Raw genomic sequence first — 13,281 nt, forward strand, 5'->3', positions numbered from 1 at the left:
GAAGGCAGGTGGAGCGAGAGGGGGTTTTGATTCTTTTGTACCCCTTACAAAAGAATAAGAAAAGAGATTCCGAACCAAGTTCAGCAGGACAAGGTTTCTTTTCTTTTATCTTGATATAAAAGAAACTAAAAATGACGCGAAGTTAATATTTCAACACTAAGGAACGTCGAATCTTACGATTTCAAGACTGCATTTCTCCTATCCGTCTTTCTAAGGCTTGTTTTGCAAACTATATGACAGTGGCTTCGCCCATATAGTTTGATGCAAAACTGCACCTAGAAGACACTCGACAGAAAAATGAGGTCATTGGAAAGGCATTAAAGAACATTTTAAAGTAAAAACGAGAAATTATGATTTATAAACCCAAAGTAAACATCCGCACCAAACCGCCTCAGCTGACAAGCGAACGTCTTTAAGCCGAAATGAAGTGCTAAGAATACAAGCCGTAGGCAGTTTGTATTCGTGCCTGAAAAAGGCGTAAAAAGACCGCGTAGGCAGGTGGAGCGAGAGGGGGTTTTGATTCTTTTGTACCCCTTACAAAAGAATAAGAAAAGAGATTCCGAACCAAGTTCAGCAGGACAAGGTTTCTTTTCTTTTATCTTGATATAAAAGAAACAAAAGATCAAGACTGCATTTCTCCTATCCGTCTTTCTAAGGCTTGTTTTGCAAACTATATGACGGTGGCTTCGCCCATATAGTTTTATACAAAACTACACCAAGAAGACACTCGACAGAGAAATGAGGTCATTGGAAAGGCATTAAAGAATATTTTGAGTTAAAAGAAAAACCCCCTAAAAAGCGGCAGCTTTTTAAGGGGCTGAATAGAAAAACAAATGTTTAACTAACCATTTCATTACAAAATTATGAAAACCATTACACAACCCAAAAGCAAACACAGGTTTTACCTGCTGCTGCTTATCCTACTTTGCAGTTTACACTCCCCTGCTTTATTTGCACAACAGCAAATCCGAGTTACGGGAACCGTAAAAGACACGGACGCTCCCCTGCCCGGGGTCACCGTTTGGGAAAAAGACACAAACAACGGCACGCTAACCGACGAAAACGGAAAATATTCGTTACAGATTACCCCCGGCAGTATCGTAACCTTTAGCTTTATCGGCTACAAAACCCAAACTCACATTATTAGCGGAACCACGCTCAACATTACCCTCCAACCCGATGAAGCTGTATTGGACGAAGTTGTCATAAACGCAGGATATTACAGCGTTAAAGACCGGGAACGCACGGGGAGTATTGCACGAGTTACCGCAAAGGACATTGAGTTTCAGCCGGTAGTTAATCCCCTGCAAGCCATACAAGGACGCATGGCAGGCGTGAATATTACACAAGAATCTGGAACGCCTGGTGGTGGATTTGAAATACAAATAAGAGGAATAAACAGCTTACAAAGAACTGGAAATGTTCCTCTATATATAATTGATGGTGTACCTATAAATAATGATTATGTTACTGCTAGTTTATCTAAAAGTATATTAAACACCGGTATTTCTCCACTCAATTCTATTAACCCTTCGGATATTGAAAGTATTGAAATTTTAAAAGATGCCGATGCTACGGCAATTTACGGTTCGCGTGGGGCAAATGGCGTAATTCTGATTACCACCAAAAAAGGCAAAGCAGGCAAAACCCGTTTTACGGTGTCTTCTTCCACAGCGTTCAGCAAGGTAAACCGCTTTATGAAACTGATGAATACCGAACAGTTTAATCAAATGCGGGACGAAGCCTTTGCCAACGACGGCATGACCGAATATCCGCCAAACGCTTACGATATGAACGGGGCGTGGGACAGAAACCGCTATACCGACTGGCAAAAGGAGTTGATAGGCAGAACAGCTATGAGTAATAATCTATCCTTAGGCATATCGGGCGGAAATGAATATACCGGATTTATAGTTTCTCTTGCTCACCACCAAAGTACAACTGTTTTTCCTACCGATAAAGGCTATAAACGCAACTCGGCATCTATTGGTTTTAACCACCGCAGCAAGGACAATCGGTTTCAATTGGGAACGTCTACCGTATATTCCGTCCAAAGCAATGATCTTCCGGCTGTAGATCTGACCAATCCGGCTTTAACGCTCGCTCCAAATGCACCGGAGCTCTACAACGAAGACGGTACACTGAACTGGCAGGACGGAACTTTTCAAAACCCGCTGGCACAGCTCAACAAAACCTATGGAAACGAAACAAAAACCTTGGTATTAAATACAAATCTATCCTATAACCTGCTGTCTGATTTTTATCTGAAACTCAATGCCGGAATAACAAATAATTATTTTGACGAACAGGTGCTTACACCTCATACGATTGTAAATCCTGCTTTAGGACACACCAGCGAGCGTTCGCAATCGCAAAAATCTTATCGTTCTTTTAATTCTTACCTTATAGAGCCTCAACTGGAGTGGAACAAAAAAACAGGAGTACATTCTTTTAGCGTTTTGATGGGAAGTACCTATCAGGTCAGCAATAACAACGGCTACACCCTAACCGGTAAAAACTTTAGCTCTAATGCCTTAATCACCAATATATCTGCGGCTAAAGAGCGAATCATCAATCAGATGAACAGTTCAGAATATAAATATGCCGCTGTGTTTGCCCGGGTTAACTATAGCTATAATAACAAATACATTATTAACCTCACCGGACGGCGCGACGGATCGAGCCGTTTTGGCAATAACAACCGCTTTGGCAATTTTGGAGCTATAGGAGCAGCGTGGATTTTTTCCGAAGAAAACGTTTTAAAAAACAGTAGGTGGCTCAGCTTTGGAAAACTGCGGGCAAGTTACGGAACCACCGGAAGCGACAATGTAGGCGATTATGCCTATCTGGACACTTATACCGCCGGAGGGGGGTATTACAACTCTGTTTTCGGATTATATCCTACGCGTTTATTTAACCCTGATTATCACTGGGAAAAAACAACCAAACGAGAGGTATCTGCTGAATTGAATTTTTTTCACGACCGCATTCGCACCTCTACAGCGTATTACAACAATCGTTCGTCCAATCAGCTGATCGGTTTACAGTTGCCAAGCACCACAGGATTTAATAGCATCACTGCCAATTCTCCGGCAACGGTAGAAAACTCCGGGTGGGAATTTACGCTTAATGCTACACCTTTAAAAACCAAAGATTGGATGTGGGAATTCTCCTTTAATATCTCTTTTCCCAAAAACAAGCTGATTGCCTTTCCCGATTTGGAAGACTCTACCTATAAAAACACCTATGTTATCGGAAAATCCATCAATCTGGTAAAACTGTATCACTATGAGGGAATTGATCCGGAAACCGGATTGTACCAATTTACCGATTACAACGAAGACGGAAAATTTACTGTGGATGACAAACAAATTGTCAAAGAACTGGATCCCAAATACTACGGCGGATGGCAAAACACGTTGTCTTACAAAAACTTCACTTTTGATTTTCTGTTTCAGTTTGTCAAACAAGACAATTATAACCTCAATGCCAATTACAATGTTCCGGGCATTGCTTTGCAAAATGCCCCCGAAGTTATGACTAACCGCTGGTCGCCGGATAATCCGGATGCCCCATATGGTGCGGCAGCTACTACCAAAAATTCAGAAGCAATCAATCAAATGACACCTTTTAGACAGAGTGACCGCACCGTAAGCGATGCTTCGTTTATCCGGCTCAAAAACGCATCGCTTTCGTACGTTGTTAATCTTCCAAAAGCTAAAATTGAATCGCTCAGATTGTATATTCAAGGACAAAACCTGCTCACCTTTACCCATTATCTGGGAATGGATCCGGAGTTTATTAATCTGGGATACATCCCTCCTCTTCGAACTTATGCATTGGGAATGCAGCTCACTTTTTAAAAATTGATGACCATGAAAAATATAAATATCCTTTTTAAAGTATATCATCCTGTTTGGATTGTACTTTTTATGTTGACATTATGCAGTTGCGAACAACTGATAGAAACAGACCTCCCTGACAATCAGGTAACCCGAGAAGATGTATTTAAAGATATGGCTACTGCAGAAGCGGCTTTGACCAATTTGTACATCAATGTGAGAGAAAATCCGTTTTTAACCAAAAACACCAATGGCATAAGCTATAACCTCAGCCTCTATACAGATGAACTGGATTATTTTGCCAATAACCTCAACGATTTTTACACCAATACGGTAGAAGCAGATCACACGCTCAACGCCAGCTGGTGGGACTATGCCTACTCCGGTATATATGCGGCAAATGATTTTATAGAAGGGCTGTCGCAATCGGCATTTATAGCAGAAGCAGACAAAAAAGCATTTTTGGGAGAAGCTTATTTTATCCGTTCACTCTATTATCAGTATCTCTGTCAGTTATACGGAGATATTCCCTACACCCTCACTACAGATTATGTTTACAATACCGCCATTGCTAAAACCAGCTATGCCGAAGTGTTGATACAGATTGAGAAAGATTTAAAAACCGCCGTTGATTTGTTGGACGACTCGTATAGAAATCAACAGCGCATTTATCCCAATCAGTCAGCAGCAAAATTATTGCTTGCGCAAAACTACCTGTTGCAAAAAAAGTATGAAGAAGCAGAAAAAACATGTTTGGAGATTATAAATAACAATACGTACCAGCTGGAAAGCGATTTGGACAAAGTATTTAAAAAAGAGGCAAAAAGTACGCTCTGGCAGCTCAGCTCTAATTCTGACACAGACAATACTCCCGAGGCTTCTGCCTATATTTTTGTTTCCTTACCACCTCCTACTGTAGCGCTGAGTACGGAGTTGTTAAATATTTTTGACGCTTCGGACAAGCGGAAACAGCAATGGATAAAAGAAGTAACAGACGGCAATCTTTCCTTTTTTCATGCGTATAAATACAAAAACAAAGAAAACAATACCGACGAATACGCTGTCTTTTTCAGGGTTGAAGAAGTTTATTTTATGCTTGCCGAAGCTTTGACTTATCAGAATCGCACGGCAGAAGCCATCGGTTATATCAATATTATCCGCCAAAGAGCAGGACTAAATCCTTTGCCTGACAGCTTAAATCAAGATGAGTTTATCGATGAAATACTGAAAGAAAGTCAAAGAGAATTTTTCACAGAAAACGGGCATCGGTTTTTTGATCTGAAACGCAACGGAAAATTAGAGATATTAAGTATAGTAAAACCCAACTGGCAAAACAAACACCAGTTATTCCCGATTCCGGAACGTCAACTTCAGATTAATCCCAACCTCCAACCCAATAATAACGGTTATTAAAAAAGTATAAACATGAAACATTTACAAATATTAATACTCTTGTCACTGACAGCAATTGCCTGTAAAAATAAAGATTACAATCAAGCAAATCCCGATGGCTCGATAACCATTAGCGGAAAAGTAACGGTGGCAGAAACCGGAAAGCCCCCTTTGGGCATTACAACAATGAATGTAGCTAACGAATGGGTATGGCAAGATTCCGAATTAAACGCATACGGCGATAACAAAAAAGTGTACGTGGATAAACAAGGACAGTATTCCATCACCATACAGCCCGGAGATACCCTGATGCTGATTCCCAATGCTCTTATTTACGGTAGAAAAAACCGTTATCTGTACACCGGTTTTAAACATAATCAAACGCTGGATATACAGGTAAAAGAAGATGCAAAAAACTACGCCAAACTCCAAAAGGAACTTCCTGAGGCTTATGACAACCTACAGAAGCATATTCAGCAATCCGATCCGGAACAGCTGATTACGGTTTCGGGTACTGTAGTTAGCGAAACTACAAATCGCCCCGTCTATAGAACTATAGTTTCGGTCGGATTTGTAACCAACACAAAAGGAACGGGAACCTATCACTTAACAGATAAAGAAGGAAAGTTCTCTATTCAATTGCCGAAAGGCAATCTTCTAAGCATTAACGGATTAATGCCAAATTCTGTTCAGTTTTATCCTCAATCCGATACGGTTGTGCAGATTAAATTGCCCAAAATAGACGAAAACAAACTTGCCAAACCCAAGGCAAAGTTCCCGCAGGCACCAAAAAGTATTATCCCTGAATTTAATTAATTTTTTAACCGCAATAACAATAAAAACACGATGAAAGTACTTACGTATAAATACCTTATCACCTATTTATTAGTGTTGTTTCCGCTATATAGTTTTGCCGGAGAAATAAAAGACAGCATCCGGTTAGACACAAGATGGAATACGCTGATGCCTATGACTCTTTCTGATGATGGCAAGTGGCTATTTTATGATCAGTATTACACTAACGCTCCTGCTCAGGATAAAAGCTGGGCTATCAATACGCAAAACGGAAAACAAACAGAGTTAACCGGTGTAAGAGGAAGTAAAATACTCTTAAATGGAGATATATTGCCCTATGTAAAAGGAGATACGCTTGTTTTAAAAAATCTTTCTAACTCCGCTCAATCGGAATATATACCGCAAATTAAAAAGTTTGAGGTTTTTAAGCACAAAAATATACTTGCCCTTTTAAACAAGCAAAATCAACTTCGCATACTCAAATTTAGCTCTAACGGGTATAAAGTAGTGCTTGAAATTGATGGAGTAGAAAAGTTTGAGTCGAATCAGATAAGCCTCAACAAAGGAAAAAAGCACTATAATAACAAACATCCTTTGTATATCCTCTATCAAAAAGATACCTCAACAAAAAATTTGTACTCACTCAATCTAGAATCACTACAATCTGAAAAACTAGGAGAACCGGGCGAAAATACAGGAGCCCTTACGTGGAATAATCAACGGGATGTGTTCGCTATTAAAAACATAGATAACGAACTGATGATCGTCGATTTAAAAAACAAAAGCACGAAAACCGTTTCTCTTCCTGAAAAAAACTTGGAGCGTTTTACCTTTAAGTTTTACAATAACAATGATCTTTATATCAGTTATCAGTACAACAGCGAGCAAAAAATACCGGAAAGTGAGTATACAGATATATGGTATGGCAATTCTGCTCTGCTTTATCCGTCAAACTTCCAGCCTAAATACAATAAAGTATATCAGGCATTTGTTTTCCAATACAATACACAAAAACTTGTTCCGCTGGACAAAGCACAGGATATTGAATACCTCCCGCTGGATAGACCTAATTATATTATTAGCTTTAATCCCTTTGAATTTCAAGATTATACAGAATCCAGTAGTAAAATACGTTTTGTGCTTGAACAAATTGAGCCTCAACAGGTAATTACTGAATTATCCATCACTCCGTATAGGTATTTCTTTTTTCCTTCTCCCGACGACAATTATTTACTATACCCTACAGAGGATTACGAGATATGGGAGATCTATGACTTTAGAACCGGAGAAAAAAACACATTCAGAGCCGATGTTTATCCTGCAACTCGAATGCAACCCATTTGGAGTTCAGACTCTAGGCAGGTATTTTTTCAAAGAGACCACAATCTTTATGTCTATGATCTGCAAAGCAAAAAATTCGAACAATTGACGGATTTTAAACCGGGAACTTCCATTTGGATAACCAATACACAAAACTCGCAAGGGTATAATGCCAAAAATATAGAACAATCAATGCCTGTTATTTTTACGGCATCACAAACAGAAAAAGGCACAAGAGAAATCTACAGTTACAGTAAAGGAAAATTAAAAAAGCTGACAAACACAACAAGTAAGCGAATTGATACTAAAATGTTGGACAGACTCACCAGTTTAGACACTCAAACTTTGGTATATACGGAAGAGGATTACAATCAGCCGGCTGAAATAAAAATTTATAAACACGGCAAAACAAAAACATTGGTCAAAAGTGATATGCCAGAAGAACTATACAATTGGAGAAAACGAAAAGTTGTCCAATACACCGATAAACATGGTGTAACCTTAAATGGTGTTTTATTTTATCCGAAAGATTTTAACACAAGCAAGAAATATCCGATGATTACCTGGATTTATGAAAAGCAGGGAAACCTTCGCACTGTGTTTGACATCCCCACTTACTTGCTTCGTTCGGGGTATGCAGGATTTAATCAATCACTCTTTAATGAAAGCGGGTATTTTGTATTCTACCCCGACACTTACGTATCAGAAGAAGGAACAGGACTTTCTTCTTTGGAATGCGTAACCAAAGGTATAGATGCCATAACCAAAGAGGAACCTGCAATTGACAAAGCAAAACTGGGGTTAATCGGGCATTCATTCGGAGGATATCAGGCGGGATTTATAGCGACTCAAACCAAACTTTTTGCAGCTGTGGTAGCCGGAGCAGGTAACCACAACCTAATAGCTTCTTCTTATTCCTATAACTACAATTTACACAAACCCAATCATTGTAGAGTTGAAGGTCATCAATATTATATGGAGAACTCATATGGAGAAAATCCAGATAAATACTTATCTAATTCCAGTATCCTTTTTGCCCAACAAACCTATACTCCTGTACTTTTATGGACCGGTTTAAAGGATATCATTGTGCCCTGGGAACAAACTCGGCAATTCTTTGTTGCACTTAAACGATATCAAAAGCCGGTTATTGCTCTTTTTTACAAAGAGCCCGAGCATTCTATAAGCTCTACACTTCCAAAAGAACAAAAAGATTTAGCAAATAGGGTAATGGATTGGTTTGACTACTATTTAAAAAATAAAAAAGATATTTTATGGATAAAGAAAGGAATAGATTATAACGAGTATAGTTTAAAAGTATTGTAAAAAAGAACGCCACATACAAAGTGGCGTTACTTTTTAAAGTTAATAATAATTATTCTATCATTTGAAAAAGAGGAGCGTAGTCTGAAGTAGAAGGGTCAATTCCATAAAGATTCTCCCATATACCATCAACAGATCTCTGACACTCAGGCTGCCTATCATCGTCTAAAGTACAACTTCCATCTCCATTTCCTAAATAGACATAATCATTGATAGCAATATCAAAATAATAGACTGCTCCGTGATAAGGAGTCGTAGCCAAGGTACTTTGTTCCGATTGATTATCTTCTGTAACTATATTTCCGGCATTTACTGTAAATGCACCTGTCAAAGCCATAGTGAGTATAACTACGGGTAACCACAGGATTTTAATAAATTTATTCATGGTAAATTAATTTAAATGTATTAATAAATAACTTTGATATCTGGGGGTTGGATAATACACCCACAATAGAAGTCCCGGGGCTTCTGCTAACGGTTATACATTCTCTGCTCACAATCCTAACCTTTTTAAAAGTGAATTGATATTCTCTTCTTTTCCGGAAAAAAGAGAAAGCTCATTTTGGAATTCCAATATCAATATTGCATTATCAAAGTTCCGGTAAGTAAACCCAATAAAATATACACAAAGTGATTAATAGTATACCTGTAGTGTCAAAAACTATACATAAAGTGTAGAAAAATATACATAGAGTGTAAATGACAGTAATTATGTTGGAAGGGGTTAAAAAAAAGTTGTTCCAAAACGCAACACTTCTTTGGGCGTTTTTGAAAAGTTTTTTACAAAGGAACGATAGTAGCTGATATAATTTTCATAACCCGCATCATAGGCTATTTCTTTCAGACTTTTATTGGTAAACATGATTTCCGCTAAAGACAAGATTAATTTAATTTGGTGGTGGTAACTGCAAAAAGTAGTTCCGAAACATTGACGAAAACCATTCTGAAGCTGCCGGTAGTTTAATCCCTGTTCCCGGATAAAATCTTGCAGGTTCTGTTCCGGATTTCGAATATACAGCTCATATAATTGCCTCAGCTTTTCTTTATCTGCAATATAAACAGGAGGCTGCTTTAGAGAATCCGTGTATTTGTTGACAAGGGAAAACAAAACAAAAACCAGCCTGTCCGGTGTTTGAAAACGGCGTACCGTACCGGAAATATAGTGAACCTCATCCGCAGCATCAGTCAGATACACACTGATTACTTGCGGAGCATCCGTACGATGCAAAAGGTGTTGTGTATAGCATTCCAACCGGTTTAAGACATTTTGTTTATACTTTTTGCTAAGCTTGCTGGCTTCCACCCATTTCCAATGGTGAGAAAGCGGGTTATACTCTATGGCAAAACGATGTTTTATCAGGTCTTGCAACGTATAATTGTGTAAACGCAAAAAGTTGGCGGCAATACAAAACCGGAGCAACGCAGACAGCACACTGTCGGACTGTTTAAAATAAGAAGTGCGCACAGGAATGGAATATTTAGACGTAAAAGGCAGCCCGGCATAGCGATGCCAAAAATAGTCTATAACGCTGATTAACTCTTCAAACAACTCGGGTTCCATAGCAAAACAAAAATGTACTATATGTTCAGACAACTGCGCTTCAAACTTTTGACTTACAGTTACCTATACAAATCAATTTACTGATACTAAGTTAATTATTTATTTTAACATTTAAGTTTAAACGGCTCAGAGTACAAAAATGGCAATGGAAATCTTGCCGGATTACAATGCTAATTGCGGAAAGTAAACTCATAAAACAACTTAAAAAAGCATTCTCAATTTTAATTGTTTTTTTAATTGCTTTGGTTGATAATTGAGTATGATTAATCTCATTCGTTCTTTTTTGTCGTATATTTAGCGATTAAAATTTCAACAAATAATTTATATGAAAGCTTTGATTTTTAACGGTTCGCAGGACACCGAATCGTTTCGTACCTCTCGAAGAATCGCAGAATTTTACGCTAATCAGTTTATAAAAGCTAACATTGAAGTCAAACAGGTTCATCTGTCAGATTATAATATACCTATATTTCACGCCGGATTAATGGAAAATGTTACTCAGGATATTTTGAATTTTGTTAACGCTTTTCGCGATGCCGATGTGATGATATGGCTTAGTCCGCTGTATCACGGCAGTATGACAGGTGCTATGAAGAATGCAATTGACTGGCTGGAACTTACCGCACAGGATAAACCTGCCTATTTAACAGGTAAAATAATAGGCTATACCTGCTGGTCGGCAGGCAATCAGGCTATGCAGGGTATTCAAACAATGGACAATGTAGCAAAGGCACTGCGCGCGTGGTCTTTGCCCTACTCTATTCCTATTAGCAATTCTGATTTATACGTAAATAATGAACTTGCCGATGTGTATAAAAAAAAGATGGAAATGCTGACAGCTTTGCTGATTGAAAGCAAAATACAATGATTAAAAGGCTTCAACAAAATTGAAGCCTTTTTTATACGAAAAGGATATTTTTTGCGTTACCATTTGCAAATGCCTTACCTGCGGAATTTAAATTAATTTTTTTAATTTTAACGTTTCTGTTTAATCCTTTTGCCATGAAAATTATAAGATTTTTCTTTTGCTGTATAGCAGGACTGTTATCCTTTTCTTTAACGGGACAAAATATAGATACCCAAAAAATTGACCAATACATAGATGTTATAGAAAGAAATAACCGCGGTATCGGATCTATCGGTATCTATAAAAATGACAAAGCTGTATATAAGAGAAATTTTGGACAGAGCAAAGTGTTTGAAAAAACAACCGCTGACGGCGAATACCAATACCACATCGGCTCAATTACTAAGCTTTTTACGGCAGTTATGATTTTTCAACTCGTAGATGAAGGCAAATTACAGCTGAGCGATCGGTTAATCCGCTATTTTCCGGATGTTGATATTATGAACTTTTTTCAACTTTCTATTCGCGATGTTTTAGAACACAGCAGCGGTTTGGATGATTTTACCTGTCGAAACGACGATCCTTACTGGCTGGGCACCAAAACAGATGACGAAACGATTATGCAGGAGATAGAGTCGCAAGGCATTCCGCATTACGGCACGGGTAAAAAGAAAACTTTTTTTTATTCAAGTACGGGGTATTATTTTTTAGCCAAGTTAGTTGAGCAAAAGAGAAAAATGTCTTATAACGAAGCCGTTAAAAAGTATATTATCAATAAAATAAAGCTTAATAACACGTATTCATACGATGAAAATCCAAATGATAACTTAAAATCTTATCAACTGTTTGACCATTGGCAGCCGATTGATGAGTTTGATTTTAGCAATGTAATCGGCGTCGGCGATATGGTATCTACAACAGATGACTTAGCTAAGTTTATCTATACCCTTTTCCGGACCAATAAGCTTATTTTTCCGGAAAGCTTAAGTAAAATGATGCCTACCGTTCACAAAGAAAAATTTGGAAGAGGATTGATGTACTACCTCGATCACAAAAAAGCATTTTACGGACATACAGGAGGAACTTTCGGTACGTTTTCTGCCGTATATTACAATGACTCCGATAAATTGGCTATTGTTTACGCCATTAACGGCGCAGGTTTTTCATACTATCAGATGTTTGAATCTATTTTGTCTATCATTTACCACAGAAAATACCAGTTGCCCGAATTTAAAACCGTTGTGCCCCAAAAAGAAGATTTGGATAAATATGTAGGAACTTATTATTCCTCAGAATTTGATGTACACGTTGATTTTACTCAAAAAAATAACCGATTGTTTTTAAAACCCGCCGGATGCTATCCTATTACTGTATTGGATGCTTATGATAATCGCACGTTTAAATCTGCCGAAGGCTCTGTTACTTATGAGTTTCACCCCGACAAAAATGAAGTAACCGTACATCAGGTAAAAGGCAGTTTTATAATGGTAAAACAAACAGAATCAGAATCGGAAAAATTAGAATAAAGCGTTAAAATATAAGGTTTTCTAAAATTCAATTCGTAACTTCATCTCTTTAATTTTTTTATTTTAAAGCCATGAAAAAGATACTATTAGTTTTAAGTTTATGCATTGCCGCCCCTGCTGTTGCCGGTAATTTACCCTTTTTCACTAACCCAACTCCCCAAGCCATGAAAAATATTCCTCAAAACTCCCAAACCATTTATCAGTTTAAAGTTACCGATTTGTACGGTAATGAATTTGATTTTGCCTCTTTAAAAGGGAAAAAAGTTATGATTGTTAACACTGCCTCAGAATGTGGTTTAACCCCTCAATACAAACAACTTCAAAGTATGTATGAAGAATTTGGAGGCGATAATTTTGTTATTGTAGGGTTTCCTGCCAATAATTTTGGCGGACAAGAACCAGGAAACAATACTGAAATTGCCCAATTCTGTCAGGCAAATTACGGCGTTACCTTTCCGATGATGTCCAAAATATCTGTCAAGGGAAAAGACATGGCTCCTATTTATCAATTTTTAACTCAAAAAGATAAAAACGGATTGGCAGACAGTGAAGTGGAATGGAATTTTCAAAAATATCTGATTGACGAAAGCGGACATCTTGTAAAAGTTATTAGTCCGCGAACTTTGCCCAATGATCCCGAAATAAAAGCGTGGATAAAGGGAAAATAACTTTTTT

General features: G+C 37.9%; 9 protein-coding genes. 7 read left to right on the top strand and 2 right to left on the bottom strand.

The window, feature by feature from the left end:
- Window positions 1-863: 863 nt before the first annotated feature.
- Genes C8P70_RS00570 through C8P70_RS00585 form a run of 4 tightly spaced genes read left to right on the top strand, consistent with a single transcriptional unit; the run spans window position 864 to window position 8,675 of the window.
- Entirely contained in the window at window positions 864-3,863 is a 3,000-nt protein-coding gene (locus C8P70_RS00570) for a SusC/RagA family TonB-linked outer membrane protein (protein WP_133711404.1), read from the top strand.
- A 12-nt stretch (window positions 3,864-3,875) separates the two neighbouring features.
- The gene (locus C8P70_RS00575; protein WP_133711405.1) at window positions 3,876-5,255 is read left to right on the top strand and encodes a RagB/SusD family nutrient uptake outer membrane protein; all 1,380 of its coding nucleotides are present in this window, start codon (window positions 3,876-3,878) and stop codon (window positions 5,253-5,255) included.
- A 12-nt stretch (window positions 5,256-5,267) separates the two neighbouring features.
- Complete coding sequence (locus C8P70_RS00580; protein ID WP_133711406.1) at window positions 5,268-6,050, top strand: hypothetical protein; 783 nt, start codon at window positions 5,268-5,270, stop codon at window positions 6,048-6,050.
- A gap of 30 nt (window positions 6,051-6,080) precedes the next feature.
- The gene (locus C8P70_RS00585; RefSeq protein WP_133711407.1) at window positions 6,081-8,675 is read left to right on the top strand and encodes an alpha/beta hydrolase family protein; all 2,595 of its coding nucleotides are present in this window, start codon (window positions 6,081-6,083) and stop codon (window positions 8,673-8,675) included.
- Between the two features lie 49 nt (window positions 8,676-8,724).
- On the opposite strand, the gene C8P70_RS00590 is transcribed toward C8P70_RS00585, so the two are convergent.
- Together C8P70_RS00590 and C8P70_RS00595 are read right to left on the bottom strand one after the other, a co-directional pair.
- Window positions 8,725-9,057, bottom strand: a complete 333-nt coding sequence (locus C8P70_RS00590; RefSeq protein ID WP_133711408.1) for a hypothetical protein — start codon at window positions 9,055-9,057, stop codon at window positions 8,725-8,727.
- A 339-nt stretch (window positions 9,058-9,396) separates the two neighbouring features.
- Window positions 9,397-10,233, bottom strand: coding sequence for a helix-turn-helix domain-containing protein (locus tag C8P70_RS00595; RefSeq protein WP_208293369.1), 837 nt, complete (start codon window positions 10,231-10,233; stop codon window positions 9,397-9,399).
- Between the two features lie 325 nt (window positions 10,234-10,558).
- On the opposite strand from C8P70_RS00595, the gene C8P70_RS00600 reads away from it, so the two are divergent.
- The 3 genes from C8P70_RS00600 to C8P70_RS00610 all read left to right on the top strand — a co-directional run bounded on the left by C8P70_RS00600 (window position 10,559) and on the right by C8P70_RS00610 (window position 13,274).
- Window positions 10,559-11,101, top strand: a complete 543-nt coding sequence (locus C8P70_RS00600) for an NADPH-dependent FMN reductase (protein ID WP_133711410.1) — start codon at window positions 10,559-10,561, stop codon at window positions 11,099-11,101.
- 134 nt (window positions 11,102-11,235) lie between these two features.
- Window positions 11,236-12,606 carry a serine hydrolase domain-containing protein gene (locus tag C8P70_RS00605; RefSeq protein ID WP_133711411.1) on the top strand — a complete coding sequence of 457 codons (1,371 nt, stop codon included), beginning with the start codon at window positions 11,236-11,238 and terminating at the stop codon, window positions 12,604-12,606.
- A gap of 71 nt (window positions 12,607-12,677) precedes the next feature.
- Window positions 12,678-13,274, top strand: a complete 597-nt coding sequence (locus tag C8P70_RS00610) for a glutathione peroxidase (RefSeq protein WP_133711412.1) — start codon at window positions 12,678-12,680, stop codon at window positions 13,272-13,274.
- Window positions 13,275-13,281 lie beyond the last annotated feature (7 nt).

The organism is Myroides indicus (assembly GCF_004364575.1).
GTDB classification, from domain to species: domain Bacteria; phylum Bacteroidota; class Bacteroidia; order Flavobacteriales; family Flavobacteriaceae; genus Flavobacterium; species Flavobacterium indicum_A.